The organism is Microbulbifer epialgicus (genome assembly GCF_041447265.1).
GTDB classification, from domain to species: Bacteria; Pseudomonadota; Gammaproteobacteria; order Pseudomonadales; family Cellvibrionaceae; genus Microbulbifer; species Microbulbifer epialgicus.
On record NZ_JBGMEK010000005.1, the window covers coordinates 103,471 to 122,925 of the forward strand.

General features: G+C 49.6%; 19 protein-coding genes. 11 read left to right on the top strand and 8 right to left on the bottom strand.

From position 1 onward, the window contains the following. The first annotated feature begins 133 nt into the window (after window positions 1-133). The gene (locus tag ACCI49_RS04280) at window positions 134-634 is read left to right on the top strand and encodes a hypothetical protein (protein ID WP_371837739.1); all 501 of its coding nucleotides are present in this window, start codon (window positions 134-136) and stop codon (window positions 632-634) included. Window positions 635-735: 101 nt separating this feature from the next. Here ACCI49_RS04280 and ACCI49_RS04285 read toward each other — a convergent pair whose 3' ends face one another. The 4 genes from ACCI49_RS04285 to ACCI49_RS04300 all read right to left on the bottom strand — a co-directional run bounded on the left by ACCI49_RS04285 (window position 736) and on the right by ACCI49_RS04300 (window position 4,813). Then, a complete protein-coding gene (locus ACCI49_RS04285) occupies window positions 736-1,878 on the bottom strand; it encodes a TIGR01620 family protein (protein WP_371837775.1) in 1,143 nt (380 codons plus the stop codon). After that, on the bottom strand, window positions 1,878-3,347 hold the full coding sequence (locus ACCI49_RS04290; protein ID WP_371837740.1) for a YcjX family protein: 1,470 nt from the start codon (window positions 3,345-3,347) through the stop codon (window positions 1,878-1,880). Before ACCI49_RS04290 ends, ACCI49_RS04285 begins: the two co-directional genes overlap by 1 nt. Window positions 3,348-3,454: 107 nt before the next feature. Continuing rightward, complete coding sequence (locus tag ACCI49_RS04295) at window positions 3,455-4,258, bottom strand: GIN domain-containing protein (protein WP_371837741.1); 804 nt, start codon at window positions 4,256-4,258, stop codon at window positions 3,455-3,457. Window positions 4,259-4,390: 132 nt separating this feature from the next. Continuing rightward, window positions 4,391-4,813, bottom strand: coding sequence for an HIT family protein (locus tag ACCI49_RS04300; RefSeq protein WP_371837742.1), 423 nt, complete (start codon window positions 4,811-4,813; stop codon window positions 4,391-4,393). 336 nt (window positions 4,814-5,149) lie between these two features. On the opposite strand from ACCI49_RS04300, the gene ACCI49_RS04305 reads away from it, so the two are divergent. From ACCI49_RS04305 to tcdA, 4 genes are all read left to right on the top strand, one after another. Continuing rightward, the gene (locus tag ACCI49_RS04305) at window positions 5,150-5,509 is read left to right on the top strand and encodes a globin family protein (protein ID WP_371837743.1); all 360 of its coding nucleotides are present in this window, start codon (window positions 5,150-5,152) and stop codon (window positions 5,507-5,509) included. 134 nt (window positions 5,510-5,643) lie between these two features. Continuing rightward, entirely contained in the window at window positions 5,644-6,108 is a 465-nt protein-coding gene (locus tag ACCI49_RS04310; protein WP_371837744.1) for an FKBP-type peptidyl-prolyl cis-trans isomerase, read from the top strand. Beyond that, window positions 6,086-6,619 (top strand): thiol-disulfide oxidoreductase DCC family protein, encoded by a 534-nt coding sequence (locus ACCI49_RS04315; protein WP_371837745.1) that lies wholly within the window; start codon window positions 6,086-6,088, stop codon window positions 6,617-6,619. The genes ACCI49_RS04310 and ACCI49_RS04315 overlap by 23 nt, the downstream gene beginning before the upstream one ends. Then, complete coding sequence (gene tcdA / locus ACCI49_RS04320; RefSeq protein WP_371837746.1) at window positions 6,606-7,406, top strand: tRNA cyclic N6-threonylcarbamoyladenosine(37) synthase TcdA; 801 nt, start codon at window positions 6,606-6,608, stop codon at window positions 7,404-7,406. Before ACCI49_RS04315 ends, tcdA begins: the two co-directional genes overlap by 14 nt. Here tcdA and ACCI49_RS04325 read toward each other — a convergent pair. After that, window positions 7,403-8,260 (bottom strand): LytR/AlgR family response regulator transcription factor, encoded by an 858-nt coding sequence (locus tag ACCI49_RS04325; protein WP_371837747.1) that lies wholly within the window; start codon window positions 8,258-8,260, stop codon window positions 7,403-7,405. The two genes, tcdA and ACCI49_RS04325, sit on opposite strands and share 4 nt — an antisense overlap. 166 nt (window positions 8,261-8,426) lie before the next feature. On the opposite strand from ACCI49_RS04325, the gene ACCI49_RS04330 reads away from it, so the two are divergent. Further along, a complete protein-coding gene (locus tag ACCI49_RS04330; protein WP_371837748.1) occupies window positions 8,427-9,623 on the top strand; it encodes an acyltransferase family protein in 1,197 nt (398 codons plus the stop codon). A gap of 5 nt (window positions 9,624-9,628) precedes the next feature. Here the strand turns inward: ACCI49_RS04330 and ACCI49_RS04335 are convergent, their stop codons facing one another. Together ACCI49_RS04335 and ACCI49_RS04340 are read right to left on the bottom strand one after the other, a co-directional pair. Continuing rightward, window positions 9,629-11,293 carry an aminotransferase class V-fold PLP-dependent enzyme gene (locus ACCI49_RS04335; RefSeq protein ID WP_371837749.1) on the bottom strand — a complete coding sequence of 555 codons (1,665 nt, stop codon included), beginning with the start codon at window positions 11,291-11,293 and terminating at the stop codon, window positions 9,629-9,631. After that, window positions 11,290-12,078, bottom strand: coding sequence for a TatD family hydrolase (locus ACCI49_RS04340; RefSeq protein ID WP_371837750.1), 789 nt, complete (start codon window positions 12,076-12,078; stop codon window positions 11,290-11,292). Before ACCI49_RS04340 ends, ACCI49_RS04335 begins: the two co-directional genes overlap by 4 nt. Window positions 12,079-12,140: 62 nt before the next feature. Here ACCI49_RS04340 and ACCI49_RS04345 point away from each other — a divergent pair, with 62 nt between their 5' ends. Continuing rightward, window positions 12,141-12,743 carry a LysE family translocator gene (locus ACCI49_RS04345; protein WP_371837751.1) on the top strand — a complete coding sequence of 201 codons (603 nt, stop codon included), beginning with the start codon at window positions 12,141-12,143 and terminating at the stop codon, window positions 12,741-12,743. A 350-nt stretch (window positions 12,744-13,093) separates the two neighbouring features. Here the strand turns inward: ACCI49_RS04345 and ACCI49_RS04350 are convergent, their stop codons facing one another. Then, window positions 13,094-13,576: a hypothetical protein gene (locus ACCI49_RS04350; protein WP_371837752.1), complete on the bottom strand. Its 483-nt coding sequence runs from the start codon at window positions 13,574-13,576 to the stop codon at window positions 13,094-13,096. A gap of 499 nt (window positions 13,577-14,075) precedes the next feature. Here ACCI49_RS04350 and ACCI49_RS04355 point away from each other — a divergent pair, with 499 nt between their 5' ends. From ACCI49_RS04355 to ACCI49_RS04370, 4 genes are all read left to right on the top strand, one after another. After that, complete coding sequence (locus ACCI49_RS04355; RefSeq protein ID WP_371837753.1) at window positions 14,076-15,200, top strand: M14 family metallopeptidase; 1,125 nt, start codon at window positions 14,076-14,078, stop codon at window positions 15,198-15,200. A gap of 633 nt (window positions 15,201-15,833) precedes the next feature. Next, entirely contained in the window at window positions 15,834-16,670 is an 837-nt protein-coding gene (locus ACCI49_RS04360; protein ID WP_371837754.1) for an HpcH/HpaI aldolase/citrate lyase family protein, read from the top strand. Further along, window positions 16,670-17,725 carry a MaoC/PaaZ C-terminal domain-containing protein gene (locus ACCI49_RS04365; protein ID WP_371837755.1) on the top strand — a complete coding sequence of 352 codons (1,056 nt, stop codon included), beginning with the start codon at window positions 16,670-16,672 and terminating at the stop codon, window positions 17,723-17,725. Before ACCI49_RS04360 ends, ACCI49_RS04365 begins: the two co-directional genes overlap by 1 nt. A gap of 17 nt (window positions 17,726-17,742) precedes the next feature. Next, the gene (locus tag ACCI49_RS04370) at window positions 17,743-19,056 is read left to right on the top strand and encodes an acetyl-CoA hydrolase/transferase family protein (RefSeq protein ID WP_371837756.1); all 1,314 of its coding nucleotides are present in this window, start codon (window positions 17,743-17,745) and stop codon (window positions 19,054-19,056) included. Window positions 19,057-19,455: the final 399 nt, after the last annotated feature.

A 19,455-nucleotide genomic window follows, 5' to 3' on the forward strand; every position in this document is an offset into this window, starting at 1 on the left:
ACTTTTTGGCGTTTTAGATATTCATGTGAAGACTGTCACAAAAAATACTCCGCCGGACAAAGTCGTAAACCAATAATGCGTGTTAGGCGGATAGAATAACCGTCACAAAAAAGAGCAACGCATGGGCAAGAATATGAACTCTCCTATCTCAGCATTTCTGCGAGCCACCGGGCTCCTATGCCTGCTATTTGCCAGCACCCAAAGCATCGCCAATACCCATCCATCCTACCTCACCGAAAAGTACTGCAGCAGCGTGGTGGAACAGTTCGTCGATTCAGGCATGCGCAGTCTCGACAAGTATATCAATGAGCACTTCAACCCCGAGTACAAAGGAGGCATCCGCAATACCATACGCTTTCTGGAACAACGCCTTGAGTGGTTGAGTGAGTGCAATAATTACCTCAAAGACACTGCACAAACCTATGTTTTTCACAGCGAAGATGACACACAAAGCATCTTTAGCGCGATCACTGAATTAACCCGTGAATTGCAACACGTTCGCTCTGGAGTTGAATATCGGGACGATGCGGGAAATAACAACCCTGCCCCTTATGTTAAGCGTCGTTTTGAAGCCCTGGCCCAACTGGTAGACCGACACCACACCCGTATGCTGATGAAGAAGCAGTTCCAGTAAAAAATCCAAGAAAGCTCTGCCCCTTAACAGAGGAGCCTGATTACCCAGCTCAGGCCCTTCTCCATATTTGGGCTGGGCGATTTTTAGAGAAAATGGAGGGGCTAATCACCGCTAGAACGGGAAAACCCTGCATGCTCTTTACGCGTGGGCCCCGCTTCCTTACGGCCAAATCCTACAGCAGAGAAAACCTGGGGCATCCTCTCCTTCAGCCCCAGCCCAATGCGTGCCATTACGGAGCCCAGGCGTGGACGACGCTTATCCGCAAATGGGATAGGCCGACAGCTCTGCATGGTTGCCAAACCAATGCGTGCAACAAACAGACTAGCTCCAACCCCTTGCCCCAGGCGCGCCGAAACCGTACTGAGCATGCTATCCCCAACCAGCTCTGGCCACATTTCCGTTATGGCATATTCACTGGCACCACTATAGGCCACAAGGGCGAGTACCTTCTTGAAGAGACGCCAGCGCACTACGAGCGACGGACGCACTCCATAAATTTGTGCCACATCATCAATCATACGAAGTGACTGGCGCAGTGCGACCAGGATGTCAATACTAGCAAACGGGCTCAACCCCACCAGTGCACCGGTCGTTGTGGAGTGGCGCACTACACGTCGCAACGCCTCTTGGTCAAGGGCATCTAGAAAGGTCACTTCGAGATGCTGGAGCAGCTCACTACTATCAAAGTAGTCCGGCGCCTCATCAAGCACACGATTGAGCAGGACCCCTTGGGGCTTGTTGGCAAAGTGTTCCTGCAACTGCTTACGAAATGGCTCCGCCTCTTTGTGACTGCGACAATCACGCATTTCCGCAGCCATCGACTGGGTTTTTTCAAGCTTTCGCAGAGGACGACCAGCGCGAAAGAACTCCCACACAGAGTTGACAATGACGGCTGCAAATATCGCAATAACCACGCCTGCAAGGGCTCCCAGGCTCCAATGTTTATCCGCCGCCCAGGTATATAATTGCCGCAACTCCCACGCCAGCACCCCCACCGTAAGCGCCAGCGCCGAAAGGAGTGCGGGTTTCAACCACTTGAGTCGAAAAACTGGCAGGCGCAACTCTGAAAATGCAATACGATCCGGCAGAGACTCCCCAGTTGTGATGGATCTGGGAATATCCCCTCGCTCCTCTTGTAAGGCTTCAACCCGCGTCGTATCCCTGTGTGGCACCTCCCTTTCAGGTTCCTGTAATGACTCTATACGTGTGGTTCGCCGCTGTGTCTCATTATTGTCACCTTGCATCAAACTTTATCTCCAAGCAGCAAATTCAGTAGCGCATCAACACGGATATGGGGAATGGTACCGGAATCCATTCCCTGGGGAGGGCGCAGCTGTGGAGGTGCTGCACCGGTGTAGTGGCTCCAGCCCTCCGCCTCGCTTGGAAGACGTGAAAAAATCTCTGCATTTTCAAACCCCAAATAACGCCCCTTGAGATCGTGGCCCACGAGCATGCGCCGGCCATTGCGCTGATCTTCCCGAGAACAGCGTACCGCTGCAATTGCTTCACTAAAAATGGGAAGACCACGGTGTCTAGCACCGGTAAATATCTGCTGCAATTGCTGCCCGAGTAACTGGCGGAGCGCATCATGATCTGCCGCCAGAACCTGGTCCACTTTGGTCGCAGCAAATAGAAGCCGGTTAACTTTTGGGCGCCAAAGTCTACTCAGTAGGCCGGACTCCCCGTAGCGGAAAGTATCTGCGATATGGGTGAAAGCCAGGCGCATATCATCGAGGGCCTGCTCTCCGGCAAACAATGTGCCAATCATATCCACCAACACCAACTGCCTATCCAGGTGGCGAAAATGGCTCTCAACGAAGGGGGTTACCTGCCCCTGAACATAGGCCTCATAGCGGCGTCGCAATACCTGGTAGTTACTGTCGTCCGGCATCGCCGCCAACTCATCGGCACTCAACTCACGTAAATCGAGTAACGGCAGTACCCCATAGTCCTCATTATCGAGAAGGGCTCTCCCTGGTTGCAGGTAACTGAGCTTCCGTTCTTTTCTACAATCCTGAAGGAATCGTCTGTAATCCTCCCAGAGTGACGCAAGCTCACTTTCCTTGGCCTGAGATCGGGGTGACAGAGCAGCTAAGCGTGTTACAAGCTCGGGAGCCAGGCCGGCCCTGGTGTCAGAGCCGATGATATGCGCCTGATGACGGCACCATTCACGATAATCCATCCGCAGCAGGGACAGGTCCATTAACCACTCCCCCGGGTAGTCGCGCAATTCTAGAATCAGGGTTTTATAACCCTTGCCACGAAAACGACGATGGCAGCGCAAGTGAATATGTAGCTCCATCGCCGTTACATCACGGGTGCTTTGCGGCCAACGAGGTGGCTCTGACATCAGTGCATCGAGGCAACTTTGATAGTCAAATACCGGAAGGCCCGAATCAAGGGCTGGCTTCAATTCGGCACCGAGCAGGTCACCGTTTAACGCTGGGGCAAACCCTGGCAGCTGGGCCTTTTGCGGATGGCTCAACTGGTAGATAAGACTTGTGAGCAGGGTCGACTTACCGGCACCGCTGAGCCCCGTCACCCCCACACATACACGGCGATCCATCAGTCGCTCTGCTGCCCAGTGAGATTTTTCCTGGGCTCCACGCCCCCAGCGACGCAATTTTTCCTTGAGGCGTTTACCGTGCCTACTATCTTGATCAGTGCCGCTTTCGAGGCTCTGCTGCCGAGGCTCTATCACCTGGGATTCCATGCGGGAGGTAACTTCCTAAATAGCGAGCGAGACTAAACAAAACCAGTCTCGCAAAGAGAAACGCACTGCCAGCAAGGCCGTGCGCAAGATAATATCGAGGACCAGGGTCAGTCCACCAAGGCGACATCCCCAGAGCCCATGACTGAGAAAGAATCTCGCTGTGGGCGTTTCAGGACAATATCTCCAGACCCCGTCACCGAACCAGAAGCACTATCAGCGCGTAGGCCTCGGCCAGCAAAATCCCCAGAGCCCATAATTTTGATGTCGACACTAGCGACTCGACCACCAATTTTCATATCTCCCGAGCCTTTGATTTCCGCTGAGAGGCTTTCGCCAGTGATACTGCGAAAATGCAGGTCACCGGAGCCGGTGATACCAACTTCGCCATTAACCGCCAGTGCCTTATCAACCAGCAGATCCCCGGAACCGGTCACATATGCATTAAGGGACTCTGCCGCCGCCTTTTTCACATAAATTGCACCAGATCCACTGATGCCAAGATCCAGGCGTTCGCTCTCAATACTGCCGGCATTGGCGTCGCCAGAGCCAGTGACAAGAAGCCCTTCCACCTTGGGCATCGTTACCGTGAAGTGTACTTCCTGGTCGCGAGTAATAGTGACCACGCCAAACCAACGCTGAGTGTTGTCTTCCACAGATAACTCGAGAGTATCGCCTTTCACCGCCACCTTGGTATGCGACATCGCTTCAGCCGGCCCAGTTGCACTCACAGCAAAGTGGTCCGCCTGGATCACCTCAACATGGGAGCTCCCTTTAAGGGACACCCGGGTAAAGCCACTGACATCGAAGGTTTTGCTTTCCATTTTCTCAGCCTGAGCAGAGGCACTGTAGGCCGAACAAATGGCCAACAGTGCGAGTATCGGGGCTAAAAAAGCTTTTTTCAAAGTTGCCATTGCAGGTTTCTCGTAATTATCACCGTTACGTTCAACTAGACTACCTGAGAATTCGCTTTGGATGCACCGCTTCCAAAAAAATACAGGAGTCAAAAGCGGACCAACCAGTCAACGACTTTTTTCAATACACTATCAATCGCAATCAGCTTCGCTGTAACCCAGATTCTTTAGCGCTACGCGGATTTTCTCTGCTTCAGCTGCCAACTGCTCAGACGTTGCAGGTTTCTGTAGAGAAAAATCAAAATCTGTCAACTCATCTACAGGAATCAAATGTAAATGGGTATGGGGAACTTCCAGCCCGGCGATCATTACACCTACACGCTTTGGCGAGTAAGTCGCCTTTAGGCCTTTGGCGACTTTTTGCGCAACAAGCATTAAGTGCGCCGCAATATCCGCAGGAACATCATCCCAGTGATTAATTTCTTCTACCGGAATTACCAAGCAGTGCCCCGGTTTGATCGGGGAAATGGTCATGATCGCGATTGCTTTATCATCGCGCCAGATAAAATGCCCGGGTAAATCCCCATTCATAATTTGAGTAAAAATACTTGCCATAAATCATCCTTATAAGTTGCATTTTTGTATTTGGTTCAATCGTGCAGTCTAACTGCCGGAAGAAAAAAGCACAGTGCTGTGCGGCAAAAAACACTAACACAAATTGCAATTTTTTATTTGGCGTAGATAAAAGCAAAGTGTATAACAACCTGTCGAACAGAATGACAATTTACTGAAAGCAAGTTGGCAGTAAGGGCGAATATGACTTACGCTGCTCACCAATTAATGTTGTACCGTCATTGAGCCAACGCACTTTGTGCACTATCGCTATCACAATATTTTTCGGCTCTGCGGAAATTTTTATTTCAGTACCAACTGCTCACCGGGGGGAGAGATATGGACAGCCTGTTAGATCAGGTCGGTGGTGCTAAATTTGTCAATCACACAGTCAGTGAATTCTACGAGGCCATAGGCCGCCACCTATCAAGTTACGAAATTTGTGATCATCGCAAACAACAGAGCCGACAGGCTCAGTTCCTCAACCTCGCACTTTCAGAGCAGCCCGAACCAGATCGCAGTAGCCGGGCAAGCTTCCTCGCGCGGGGCCTGAACCCAGCTTTGTTTGATGCACTGCTCGAATACCTTGAGGAGCGCTTAATAGAGCTGGGGTTCCCCTGGCAGCTCAGTGAAAATCTCGTGCAAACCGCTAGCAGCCTCTACGGTGGCTGCGAGCAAGACCTTTCCATCGCCTGTTGATTTTTTGGGCGCTCCGCGTATGTTGCGGCGCGCCCAGCCTCTCAATACAATTAGAGCTTCACAGCCTTTACCTTCCGTTTCCCAGCGCAGCGGTAAGCGCTACTTCACTCACGCTTCTAAATCAGAGATTATCCATGAAGATTGCCAACCACACAGTTGTGGAGATTCACTACACCCTGAAAGATGCAGACGGCACAGTCATCGACTCATCTGCCAATGGCGAGCCGCTCAAGTACCTGCAAGGGGTGGGCAATATCATTCCCGGACTTGAGCGGGAAATGCTGGAAAAGGCACCTGGGGACAAATTCACCGCCATAATTGCCCCTGAAGACGGATACGGCCAGCAAAACCCCGAGCTGATTCAGACAATGCCCCGCAGTGCCTTCGGTGGGGTTGAAGACCTGGAGGTGGGCATGGCATTTCGCGCTGAGAGCACTGATGGTCACCCTATCGAGGTGGAAATCATTGATATCGACGGAGACGAGGTGACAATTAACGGCAACCACCCCCTGGCTGGTGTTGAGCTGCACTTCGATATCGAAGTCGTTTCCGTTCGCGAAGCTTCCACAGAAGAGATTGACCACGGCCACGTGCACTGATCTGCTGGGCGGTACTGAAGCCGATTTTATCCTTTGGACCGCCCTCTTCTCACCTATGCTCCCCTCCACCCCCAACAAGATCGTTATCTTCGACAGCGTCTGCAACCTCTGTAACGGATGGAGCCGTCTGTTGCTGAAGCATGACAAGGAACAGTATTTCACCCTCTGTCGAGCGCAGTCAGCCGCAGGGCAGTATCTTCTGCAGAAACTGGGAATGCCTCTGCATGACTTTGAAACAATGGTTTTGCTGGAGCGGGAAAATGGCTCATTCCACCAATATCACAAGAGTGATGCTGCCCTGCGTATCGCAGCCTCCCTCACCGGCTACTGGCGCTTAATTGCCCTTTTGCGCTACATTCCACGTCCCGCGCGCGATCTCCTGTACGACCTGATCGCCCGCAACCGGTATCGCTGGTTTGGCCGGCGTAACAGTTGCCTGCTGCCAAGAGCTGCAGACGAGCATCGCTTTCTGGAAGAAGTATCGGAAGAAAACCCCAATGAGCCTGTCTGAACAATACCTTCAACGCTTTGGCGGCATCGGCCGCTTATATGGCAATCGCGCTTTGGAAACATTGAGCAGTGCCCATATGTTGGTCGTCGGCATTGGCGGTGTTGGCAGCTGGACCGCAGAAGCGCTGGCCCGTAGTGGAGTCGGGTCCCTGACCCTTATCGATCTAGACGATATCTGTATTACCAACACTAACCGCCAAAGCCACGCGCTGGCGGCCACCATTGGCAGCATGAAAATCGAAGTAATGGCGGAACGCCTGCGGCAGATCAATCCCGAAATTCAGGTCAATTCCATTGAGGACTTTATCGCCACAGATAACCTGGCCGAGTTAATTGATCCAGGTAGAACGCCCATTGATATTGTTGTCGACGCTATCGACAACGCTCGGGTAAAAGCCGCCCTGATAGCCTACTGTAAGGCGCGGAAACTTCGCCTGATCACCATAGGTTCCGCCGGAGGCAAGCGCTCACCCCAAGCAATCGAATGCACTGATCTCGGGCGTACTATCAATGACCCTATGTTGGCCAAGGTACGCCAGCACCTGTATAGATTCCATAACTTCCAGAAAAGCCGCAAGCGCCTGTTTGGCATTGATGCTATCTATTCAAGTGAAGCAATGGTCTACCCAAAGCCTGATGGCCAGGTTTGCCAGCAGAAGAGTGCTATGCAGGATGGGGTTAAGCTGGATTGCAGTGGCGGCTTTGGTGCCGCCACCATGGTCACGGGTACCTTTGGTTTTATCGCTGCCGGTAAAGCTATTGAGCGACTCCTTCAATCGAAAAGTTAAGCGGGCACCAATTGGGCTCTAAGGCGATCACGATAACGCCGGCTCACAGGCACCTGCTGCCCATTTAGCAAGTGAATGCGTGCATCACCGCTCTCCAGGGGTTCAATTTCCGCAATAAAATCCAACCGTACAATATAAGAGCGATGCACGCGTACAAAGGATTTCGAATCCAGGCGCTCCTGTAACTTTGTCATGGTACCTCGCAGGGGATAAATCCGATCTCCAAGGTGCAAATTGACGTAGTTTCCAGCGGCTTCCACCCACTCAACATCTCGCACATGGACCAAAAATTCCTTGCCCAGTTTTTTTACCAAAAGCCTCTCGGGACGTTCATTCTGCCCAATCGGTTCCTCGCCATCCGGCTGCTGCAATATACGCGCCTCTCCCTGCATACGAAGCAGCAGAAAGCGATATAAATAGACAGAACCTAACAGAGAGCCATAAGCGCGGAAGTCTTTGAGGTACTCATAGAAAAGCTCAACCGGCCAATTACCAAAGTCGTAGGAGCCCCCCTCCAGATGGTAGATCCCAGTACGCATTACCACCATGCCAGCAACATGCAGCAATGACCACGGCAGGGTGAGCAGAAGATGAACTAACAGATTGCGCCGGACCTTTCCTTTACTCAGGGGAAAGCGGCGATCCCAGGCCAATAACAAAGGAAATAACATGGCCAGCGCCAGAATGCTGGTACCCTCCCAAACCAGGAACTCCCAAGGCTGAAAGCTTGACTCACCATCGTGATGTTCAAGGTACACCACCGTAAACTGCACCAACCACAGCACAAGAAAAAACAGTGCCCAAAACCCTACTTCAAACAGCCTTCTACGCGCCAGGTACACCTGCACCGTCATTTAGTTCATCCCTGTATATATTTTCAGCGGCAGTCTAACTGCTATTTATCCCTATAAGCCACCGCTGGTACCTAAACGGGTGCCAGTCGGCCCTTTGTAGTGGCAAACGGCGTATTGAAGAGGGAAGCATAGTGACGACTCGAACCATGCCCACAAGAAGGAAAAAATGGAAAACAATTCTCGTCGTCGCCACGATATCGATGCCCTACGCGTAATAGCATTTGGCCTGCTGATCTTATATCACCTTGGAATGGCTTATGTCGCCGAGTGGGGCTGGCATGTAAAAAGTAGCCATCAAAGTGAAACGCTTCAGCTCATCATGCTGGCTGTTAACCAGTGGCGTATGCCACTACTTTTCCTGATTTCTGGGGCTGCGACCTACTTCCTGTTTGGCAAATTGGGGAGTGCCGGGTTCCTACTGCACAGATTGCGACAGCTATTGATTCCCCTGCTGTTTGGCATGCTCGTTATAGTGCCACCACAAGCCTATTATGAAGCGCTCAGCAATGGCGTAATAGAGCCCGGCTACCTCAGCTTCCTTTGGCGCTACTTCTCCTTTCAACCTTGGCCTGCCGATAGCTTTGCAGGCAGCCATATTGGTTTCACCTGGAATCACCTATGGTATCTGCCATACCTGCTTTGCTACACGGTAGCCATTGTCCCTGTTGCCCACTATCTTCGAAATAGACAGCCACTGATGAAACGCTGGGTATCGGGTATCAAATCCTGGCACCTACTACTTCTGCCACTACTGCCGCTCACCTTGTACGGCCTCTTTCTCTTCCCACGCTTCGGCGGTATTAACTACTCAGTGGTGGGAGACTGGTACACCCACGCCCAGTTTTTTACATTCTTTTTAATTGGCTACCTACTTGTAAGTAGCCGGCCCCCCTGGCAACTGCTGTCACGTCTGCGCATTTTTCTTCTGTTTGGAGCATCACTGTGCTTTTGTCTGTTCCTGCTCTTCGATCGAGTACTAGAAGATGGCTCCTTCCCGGGACAATCTTTTATTAACCTGATAATCATTTACGCAAATCGCTGGCTCTGGCTTCTGGCAGTATTGGCTTGTGGGTATCACTACCTCAACCGACCTTTTTCCTGGTTACCCTATGCTACAGAAGCGGTCTACCCTTGGTACATTTTGCACCAGACAATTACTGTAGCGGCGATCTATGAATTGGGAAGTTTGTCTTTAGGACTAGTAGCTGAGCCCATATTTGTGTTGGCAATCACAATTGCGGGATGTCTAATCATCCACGAATTGCTCATTAGGCGGGTGCCTCTACTGCGTTTATTGCTTGGCCTGAAGCCCCTGGTATCAAAAGGGGCACAAGACCAAGATCCTGTGCCCCAAGGCACCTAAACGTATTACACCCCGGCAGTGCCCTCTTCTATTTGGTGCATAGCGCGGCGCATTAGGGCGTAGAAGCCATTAGTACGCGATTGACTGAGATGTTTACTCAGCCCCAACTCTTTAAAGAGCTGGGGCAAATCAAGTGCGCTAATTTCCTCCAGGGTACGCCCATCAATTTGTGAAAGAAGTAAGGCACCAAGTCCTTTCACTACACGGCTATCGCTATCGAGCCCGAAAAAATGGCGCCCCCCTTTCTCCCTGTGTACTAGCCAAGCCTCGGATTCACAGCCGCTTACCAGATTTTCCTGATGACGAATCTCGGGCTTGGAGCTTACCACCTTGCTCCACAGCAATAGTTCTCGGTAGCGTCCCTGCCAGTTGTGTTGGGACGCCAAGCGTTCCAACAATAACATCGAAAAATCATCGCGGGTCCAGCTGTCGCTTTCATATTCATGAGCTATAACTGCCTGCTGCTGGACTTCACAAAAATCCTCCAGTGCCTGTAAAAAAGTCCGGATGTCGCTGTCGGTATTGTATGCCGCTACGGAGGCACGCACTGTCACCAAGTTACCACTGGCCCGCCCCAGTAACTGTGCGCAGTGATGTCCAACCCGCACTGCGATATCCCGTTCATCCAGCCAGTGCATCAGGTCAGTTGCACTACCATGAACGGGAACAAAAGCCACAATTCCCAAATTATGACTAGCTTGGCTAATCAGCCGAAAATCAGGTGAGGCTGCTAACTTGCGATGTAGGTAGTGCACTAGTTTTTGCTCGTGCTCCGCCATCGCCTTGCGATCCTGCTGAGCAAGAAAATCCAATGCAGCTCCTAAACCAGCGAGCGCCGCCAAGGACGATGTGCCCGCCTCGAACTTGTGCGGTAGGTCCGCATAACCACTGGTCTGCGGCTCCACCTTTGAAATCATCTCCCCACCACCGAGCCATGGAGGCATAGATTCGAGAAGTCCCTCCCTCCCGTAGAGAAAGCCGATGCCACTCGGTCCATAGAATTTGTGTGCTGAACATACAAAAAAATCACAGCCAATTTTTCGTACATCAATTTCTTCATGTGCCGCAAGTTGAGCACCATCCACAATCCACTTAACCTGCACATGCCGCAATGACTGGCTGATAGCCGCCAAATCCGGACGCAAGCCAATGGCATTTGAGCCCCCCGTTAGGGAAACAACCCTCGTGCGCTCATTCAGTACTTCACCAAGCCGATCAAACTGTGGAATGCCGGCAATATCGGGAACATAGCGAATGGTCAGGCGGTGGCGTTCTGCCGCCATCTGCCAGGGAACAATATTCGCATGATGTTCTGCGGTGGAAATAACAATTTCATCGCCGGGCTCCATCTCACTACAGAGACAATGGGCGAGTAGGTTCAGCGCCTCGGTTGCTCCACGACAAAAAATGATTTCTTTTTCGCTGACTGCATTAACAAATTGCGCAGCCTTCTTACGCACGCACTCCACCATTTCTGTGGACTTACGTGCGAGACGATGACTGGATCTGTGGGTATTGGCACTGCTATGAATATAGTAATCGCGTATCGCATTGATTACCGACATAGGTTTTTGGGTAGTCGCCGCATTATCCAGGTAGACTAGTTCCGAATTTTCCTCTTGGGCAAAAAGCGGAAACTGCCGCTTAAATTCTTCTGCAGAAAAACTCATAGGGCAAACAATATCTCAGTATTTTTTCTTGTATTATCGGCAATTTCTTGCTGGGAAATGCCGCGCAATTTAGCCAGTTCAGCGGCAACTAGTGGCAGGTTTTCCGGACTGTTACGCTGCCCTTGCCGACCCGACAAGGGCATATCTGGTGCATCGGATTCAAGCAGCAAACTCTCTAAAGGCACTCGGGAAATCGTTCGACGGGTTTTTGTCGCACGCGCATAAGTAATAATGCCACCAACCCCCAGATAAAAACCCAACTTCCAGTAATCTAAAGCCATCTGCTCACTGCCACTGAACGCGTGAATCACCCCACCGCATGGAGGGCGGTATTGCTTTAGAAGCCTCAGCACTTCATTGTGTGCCCTATGCACATGTAAAATTAGCGGCAACTCTAACTCACAAGCGACTTCTAATTGCACCCTAAACACAGCCTCTTGCTCGCTCATTGGGGTATCAATAGCCGCGTCCAAGCCACATTCTCCCACAGCTAGGCAGTCATGCTGGCTCAAGTGCTCCTTCAGTACTTTACTCAAGTATGCAGCACAACGGTTAGTGCTATCCCCACCTGGTATTTTTGTTACCCACCAGGGGTGTACACCTGCGGCCGTATACCAATCCGGCTGATTTTCAACCAAAGTAGCAAGCACTTGCCACTGCGATTGGCAAACGCCGGGGATAATCAGGCGACTGACCCCTGACTGTAAACAGCGCTGCCAAACCTGAGCTCTGTCAGGCTGAAAAATATCAAAATCAAAGTGGCAGTGGCTATCGATCAATTTCACTTGTACTTCTCTGGCTTTGCTTGCATCTTAGCACGATGCCCGCAATGGACTCTGAGGGTTACATGATAGAAACACTATTGCCAATTACTCTTTTTGTATTTTCTGCCAGCATCACACCCGGCCCCAATAACCTGATGATTATGTCATCCGGCCTTAATCACGGAGCCAGACAATCTTTGCCGCACCTATTGGGGATTTGGCTAGGATTTCCCGCCATGTTGGTTGCAGTGGGACTCGGTCTTGGATCGATTTTCAGCAACTTCCCGATATTACACGAAGTAATCCGCTGGCTCGGTATCGCTTACCTGTTATTTCTGGCCTGGCTGATCGCCACTACAAAGCAGCTGGACTCCGCCAGTGCGCGCCGCCCCTTCTCTTTTTTGCAGGCCGTCGCGTTTCAGTGGATCAACCCGAAGGGCTGGGTAATGGCCATTGGTGCGCTGGCCGTATTTACTAGTCCCAGCGGAGGAGTATGGAGTGATATCGCCACAATTGCCTTAGCCTTTACCGCCATTGGCGGCCCATGTGTCGCAGTATGGTTGTTCTTTGGCCTAAGCCTGAAAAAGTTTCTTACCGAACCTCGCCATTTGCGCCAATTTAATATCGTCATGGGAGTATTGTTGGCGACCAGCATAATTCCCATGGCACTTGAAGACCTACATTAATACTCAGCTCGAAAGAACCTAGATCAGCGATACAAGGCGTTGCCAATAAAAAGCCAGCAACTCCTATTTTTTGGACCTATTGAAGCTAATTTGTTGGCATTTCCAGAGGGCATTTTTATTTTCAACAACGCAGAAGGAGCGCGGTGTAGTCATTCTACCTCAGCGACTGATAATGCAGCTGGGTGGAAAAATGGACCCGAACCTACGAGCTGCGGCTATAAGAGCGTTACTCGTCGCTTATTTGGAATATCCAAACTAGGCTCCTCGTGCCTTGATCGACGCTTTTATAGCCACTACTGTCGTAATCAAATTAGTGTTAACCGGCGCTTGCAAACGTTAATGATAAGGACTCAGCGCACAGCAGTCTGGGTAGAGGTCGCCGTTCGCAGGGCCGCGGAGTCTCGCAACCAAACAATATCTCCAGCCTCAACTTGGCTTCCCGTGACATCTGAGAGGGTTGCGCCCAAACTCTGCAGATTCTCCTCCTTCGCTCCTGACTGGCCAATTGGCACCTCAAGCCAAGCCTGCCCTTCTTCATCAACCACTTGGCGAACTTCTTTACTATCGACGCTGCTGACATGGCGGTCAATCACGGACCTATTGCCCGGCGGCAAGTAAATGGTGCCACTGGTAAAGTCCACAGCAAAGGCCACAACACCAGGAATGATACCGAACAATAGCGCTGCTCCATCCAGTATCACTACTGCCGGATCAATACGCCCAGCGGCCTGCCCCTTTCTCTCCGGGTACAAAAAATAACCACAGGCGCTGACATTGATGACTATTGTCAGCAAGCCGCTAAGTGCAATAATACGCTTGGTTTTTCTATTCATGGCCTACCTCTTGAATTATCTCATTTGAAAGTTTGTTCCCGGCCGGCCACTACCCTTGAAGAAAGGAGCCCTCCAGCCCTATTGGCGCCTGCCCAGTGGCTTAACTCGCTAATAAGCAGGGGAAAAGATAACCAAATTTACGCCTATCTGCACCAACGTACAACATTTAACCAACCGGGCTGCCTAAACTTTAACCAGCACTTGCTGCGGTATGTCAAGGAGAAGGAAGCAATTTCTGACAGTGTGGAATGACGCACTTGTGATCTGGCCGGGCAGTGAGCAGTCGCCAGGGGTCCGACACCGGAAATTTTAGGGAGCAGTAGTCGTAGCAGGTGCCGCCATGGAATGGCTAAAGCACGGTATCGATTTCGGTACCGTGCTTTTTTAATTTAGCGAGCGCAAAATCGCACCGATAAGTGGCGACAATCCCCTGCCCACCCCTGAAAAAATCCCTCCAGCGCTGTATCCTGCGCCCAACAACAAGCGTGGAGCTCTCTACATGTATATAACCAGTGCTTTTGACAGCGGTAATATCGAAATTATCAATACGGAAAGCAACCCGGTAGAACTGGCTATTCGCCAGGACAGCAATTCTGACTTCTACCAGTGGTTTCACTTCCGTCTGGAGGGTGAAGTTGGTACCAGCTATCCCTTGCAAATAGTAAATGCGGGTAAGTCCGCCTACCCAGAAGGGTGGGAAAACTACCGAGTATGCGCCTCTTACGATAGGCAAAACTGGTTCCGAATCGGCGCCAACTACGACGGTAACACCCTCGATTTCACAGTTACCCTGGACGAACCAAGCATTTATCTCGCCTACTTCGCCCCCTACTCCTGGGAGCGACACCTGGACTTGCTGGCATGGGCACAGAGCAACGACCGGGTAAAAGTTCAAACCCTGGGCAAGACCCTCGACGAACGCGATATGACTATGCTCACTATCGGGGATGCCGATACTGCCAAACACCGGGTGTGGATGATTGCACGCCAACATCCTGGCGAAACTATGGCGGAATGGTTCGTCGAAGGTTTCCTGGAGGCACTACTGGATGATGCCAACCCTCTGGCGCAGAAGCTATTAGCAGATACCGTTTTTTACGTGGTGCCCAACATGAATCCCGATGGTAGTGTACGCGGCCACTTGCGCACCAACGCCGCCGGCGCCAACCTGAATCGCGAGTGGCTCAACCCTACCATGGAACGCAGCCCGGAAGTTTATTTAGTCAGGGAAAAAATGCTGGAACTTGGTGGCGATATGTTCCTGGATATTCACGGAGATGAAGCACTTCCCTATAACTTTGTCGCCGCCTGCGAGGGCGTCCCTGGCTATGATGAGCGCCAGGCAAAACTCGAAGAGACTTTCAAGCACGCCTATAAAGCAATTAGCCCGGACTTTCAAACCGAACACGGCTATGAGTTGGATAAACCCGGTGAGGCCAACCTGACAATTGGCACCGCCTGGGCAGGCCACCAGTTCCGCACACTGGCCCTGACACTGGAAATGCCATTTAAAGACAATGATAACTTGCCTGACCCGGTTGAGGGTTGGTCACCAGCGCGTAGCCAACAGTTGGCCCGTGACATCCTGTTCCCAATCCACGAAGTGCTAAAAACCCAAGAGTAACCTCGCAATCGCGCCTCGCCCCCGACAACCGATGTCGGGGACCTTTCTACTTTTGGAAAAATGCGCCCTCACAATAGTCATAAGCAAAACCCAGATAATACCAAGCAGATTCACGTATCTGCGCCAGTATTACCCGGCTAATAATCACCATGCTCCACGTAACAGGGGGTGGCCAACACAAATCCAAGGTAGTCACCGGTAGCATCAAGCCAGACATCGCTATGTTTTTCTGGCACGCGGCGGAATTTAGAAAGACACCGAAAACAAATACCAAGATAAATAGAAACTCATCAGCCTTTTCTATATAACCAGATAAATGTGGGGACACTGCAATGTGCAGCACTGTATTCACTCACATCGCATAATCACCACATTAAACTTTTCAAGCTAAATAACATCACCCTCCATTTTAAACGCCAAAGCAATCAGCAGATCACTCTAAAATTGAGATGGGATTGACTCTGATGATATTTTCTGCACCTTCTATACGATAACTGGATAGCATGCCACTGCTATTATTTCTTACATGTCAGAAAAATCACAAACCTAAAAATTTGACAGATTCAAAAGTGCATTCGAAATTTATTGAAACGCCCATGCACAAGGGTACCGAATATCGCGAGGACTATAATTATGTCATTCTACGCCCGATGCCTTTTGTTTACACCGGGAGACCACTCGGAACGCTTTAGCAAAGCTGAAACACTGGGCGCAGACGGTATCATTATCGATCTTGAAGATGCGATTGCCGAGGCTGGGAAAGATACTGCCCGCAACATAGTCATCGAGTATCTACAGAAAACGGCACGTAAACCAAGTTTTATTGTTGGTTTACGTATCAACTCCCTAAGAACCCCAGCAGGTCTCAGGGACATTCTTGCCTTAATAGAATCCAACGTGTACCCAGATATACTTATGCTCCCCAAAACCGAAAGTTCTGAAGAAGTAGAAATCCTCAATGAATTACTATCTGCACATCAGACCCCACTAATCCCTTTAATTGAAACTGCTAAAGGTCTCTATCAAGCTAAAGCTATAGCCGAGTCAAAAAATGTTGTGGCGCTGCTTTTTGGCGGAGCAGATTTTTCTGCAGATCTCGGCGCCGAGCTCAAATGGGATGCCATGCAAAGCTACCGCGCAGAAATCAGCAAGGCTGCAGCTGCAGCCGGTATCACCGCCATTGACGTACCATATCTCAACCTAAAGGATCCAGACGACAACAAGCTCATTGAAGAAACCCGACGCGTAAAAGAACTTGGATTTACCTGTAAAGCTTGCATCCACCCTAAACATATCGCCGGCATCCTGAAGGTGTTCAACCCCACAGATAAAGAAATTGAGAGAGCACGCACTATAGTCAATGCATTTCTAGAAGCTAAGGGTAATGCCTGTGAGGTAAACGGGAAAATGATCGATATTCCCGTAGTGCGATCTGCGAAACGTATTTTAAATTTGGCGGAGAGGAAATAATGGCCGAACCATTCAAGTGCTATATAAAAATTGGCGCAAACCATTACAGGGAACATTTTGGTCTTGACTTTGAAGAATTTGAAGTGGGGCAAGTCTTCGAACATCGCCCAGGATTGACCATCAGTCAACAAGATAACGCGGAGGAAGCACTCGACACTATCAATAACGCCCAACTTCATTATGATGCTTGCTATGCATCAAAAACCGAATGGAATAAATGTTTAGGTGTAAGCACTTTAACCTTGCAAAGATTAATCGGGATTGCGTCAAAAACTTTTGCACGTAAAGCACATATTTCAGCATTTGAAGATGTAGCCATGACTAAACCAGTATTTGGTGGCGACACACTGTACGCAACATCTTCGATTACAGGCAAAGAAAACTATAATGAACAACTAGGTCAATTGGCCGTCACAACTGCAGGCACCAATCAAAAAGGACAAATTATAGCAACAATCAAATACAAAATATTAGTATACAAAACTAGTCAGCACCCTCTGGAACTTAAATTGGGTCTACACCGCTCTGAATTACCCGAGAAGTTCTCCTCCCACCGTCAACTGGACAATGGAAATTATATTGAGCAAACAGGTATTTACTTTGAAGACTTGGAATGTGGAGAGATCTACGAACATTCGCCCGGAAAAACCTTTAGCTCCGAAGAGTGCCAGATACATGCATTACGCTCACTCAATATTTGCTCACAACATTTCGATCAACATTATGCAGAGCAGTATACTGATGGCAAACTTATTGCTAGTGAGCCATTTGTGCTTGGTGTCTTAACAGCACTCACCACCCGTACTTTTGGGCGTGTCGTTGCAAACCTTGGCTGGAACAACATACAGATGCAAAAACCCGTCTATGCGGGCGAGAGCATATATGCAAAATCAACCATTCTCAGTAAGCGCGAATCCAAATCCCGGCCTGACCAAGGCATCATGCATGTAAAAACCGAAGGCCAGAACCAGTTGGGCAAAAGATTATGCAGCTATGAAAGATCCTTCCTAATTTACAAAAAGGGACTTGGTCCCTACGCTGCAGCAGATTACTAATGGAGAATAATACAGTCATGTACGATCAAATATACCAAAAAAAGCTTCGCTCAGCTGATGATGCCGTCGATATTATAGCGCGCAATGGCAATATCAGTTTTGGTATGGCGGTATCACAACCCCCAGCGTTACTGGAAGCTATCGGCAAACGTGCAAGAGCAGGAGGTTTTGAATCTCTGCGAGTTTATTACCTGCATGCAGAGAAGCCAGCCAATGACTTTTTATTGCAATATGACCTACTAAATGTAATAAAACCCTGCCCAGGTTTTATTGGTGAAAAAGAGCGCGCACTGATAAAAATGGGGGACGCAGAAGGCCGTAAAGTTATTTTTTATATACCCAATTCGTTCAGTTATTTACCAAGTTATTTTCGCCAACATATAGAGCTGGATACCTTTGTCGTTACCGTTTCCCCTATGGATAACTCAGGCAACTTCTCCTTTGGCACCAACAATGACTATACTTCCAGCGCTGCAAGACTGGCCAAGAAAGTAATTATCGAGGTCAACGAGAATATGCCCCGCGTTTTTGGCGATTCAGATATTCACGTATCAGAGGTAGATGCAATCGTCGAAAACCACACTCCCCTACTCGAGATCTGCCCACGCCCCCCTTCCGATCAAAGTAAAAAAATCGCGAGCCAATGCTCAGACCTAATACCAGATGGTGCCACCATTCAAATGGGGGTTGGCAGCGTACCGGACGCCATGTGTACCTATATCAAGGACCGAAAAGACTTGGGCATACACTCAGAACTATTGTCGCCTGGTATGGTTGAACTCATAAAAGAGGGAGTCGCAACTGGCAAGCGCAAGAATATTAATAGACGGCGCCATGTTTTTACGCTCGCAATGGGAAATAAAGCCATGTATAACTTCATGGATGACAACCCTACCATGGAAAGCTATCCAGTTGACTACGTCAACAATCCAAGTGTGATCTCCAGGAATGACAATGTTATTTCGATCAACACTATAATTGAGATGGATCTTTTTGGTCAGGTAAATGCCGAACAGATTAATAATCGACAGTATGGGGGCCCTGGCGGGCAAAATGATTTCGTACGCGGCGCCTTTTTATCCAACGGCGGAAAAAGCATTCTCGCTTTTGAATCAACAGCCAAGGGCAACACTATCAGCAAGATAGTGCCCAGGCTCAGCAATATCGTCACAGACTTACGCATAGATACACACTATGTATGCACCGAATATGGAATCGTTAACCTCATGGGATTAACATCATCTGAGCGCACTGAACACTTGATCAATCTGGCACATCCGAATTTTCGCCCTTCACTTAAAGATGCAGCCAAGGCTATGCACCTTATCTAGACTGCCAACACTTTAGGAGAAGCTTTAAAGTTATTGTTACTCACACAGCAACGATTAGCTCTCCACCAAACTCCGCCCGACAACTAAAAAAGAGGAAAAGCCGTACTGCAAACCGCTGACTGCTTACGCAACAAATCCCTAGCATTCACCCTAGCCAAATTTAATTATCTCTCAGTATCACCAAAATTAATACGTCGTTAAAAACAGCACCAAAATAGAATGCTTGGTCACGTCAAAGCATTCCCTCCTCAATATCAGAACTTTCAAACCACCTAACTCAACACATAAAAACACATTAAACAAAAAATCTGCACTCTATATAACTTCTTGTAGACAGGAAAAATCACTCATAGTAAAAATCAAAAAATAATTAAAACCACCCTCAGAGAGAACCCGTAA

Coding starts and splice junctions, on each gene's coding strand:
- ACCI49_RS04285 (WP_371837775.1), bottom strand. CDS start 1,878: ATGCAAGGTGACAATAATGAGACACAGCGGCGAACCACACGTATAGAG.
- ACCI49_RS04325 (WP_371837747.1), bottom strand. CDS start 8,260: ATGACGGTGCAGGTGTACCTGGCGCGTAGAAGGCTGTTTGAAGTAGGG.
- ACCI49_RS04310 (WP_371837744.1), top strand. CDS start 5,644: ATGAAGATTGCCAACCACACAGTTGTGGAGATTCACTACACCCTGAAA.
- ACCI49_RS04305 (WP_371837743.1), top strand. CDS start 5,150: ATGGACAGCCTGTTAGATCAGGTCGGTGGTGCTAAATTTGTCAATCAC.
- ACCI49_RS04335 (WP_371837749.1), bottom strand. CDS start 11,293: ATGAGTTTTTCTGCAGAAGAATTTAAGCGGCAGTTTCCGCTTTTTGCC.
- ACCI49_RS04300 (WP_371837742.1), bottom strand. CDS start 4,813: ATGGCAAGTATTTTTACTCAAATTATGAATGGGGATTTACCCGGGCAT.
- ACCI49_RS04365 (WP_371837755.1), top strand. CDS start 16,670: ATGGCCGAACCATTCAAGTGCTATATAAAAATTGGCGCAAACCATTAC.
- tcdA (WP_371837746.1), top strand. CDS start 6,606: ATGAGCCTGTCTGAACAATACCTTCAACGCTTTGGCGGCATCGGCCGC.
- ACCI49_RS04295 (WP_371837741.1), bottom strand. CDS start 4,258: ATGGCAACTTTGAAAAAAGCTTTTTTAGCCCCGATACTCGCACTGTTG.
- ACCI49_RS04360 (WP_371837754.1), top strand. CDS start 15,834: ATGTCATTCTACGCCCGATGCCTTTTGTTTACACCGGGAGACCACTCG.
- ACCI49_RS04290 (WP_371837740.1), bottom strand. CDS start 3,347: ATGGAATCCCAGGTGATAGAGCCTCGGCAGCAGAGCCTCGAAAGCGGC.
- ACCI49_RS04280 (WP_371837739.1), top strand. CDS start 134: ATGAACTCTCCTATCTCAGCATTTCTGCGAGCCACCGGGCTCCTATGC.
- ACCI49_RS04355 (WP_371837753.1), top strand. CDS start 14,076: ATGTATATAACCAGTGCTTTTGACAGCGGTAATATCGAAATTATCAAT.
- ACCI49_RS04370 (WP_371837756.1), top strand. CDS start 17,743: ATGTACGATCAAATATACCAAAAAAAGCTTCGCTCAGCTGATGATGCC.
- ACCI49_RS04330 (WP_371837748.1), top strand. CDS start 8,427: ATGGAAAACAATTCTCGTCGTCGCCACGATATCGATGCCCTACGCGTA.
- ACCI49_RS04345 (WP_371837751.1), top strand. CDS start 12,141: ATGATAGAAACACTATTGCCAATTACTCTTTTTGTATTTTCTGCCAGC.
- ACCI49_RS04350 (WP_371837752.1), bottom strand. CDS start 13,576: ATGAATAGAAAAACCAAGCGTATTATTGCACTTAGCGGCTTGCTGACA.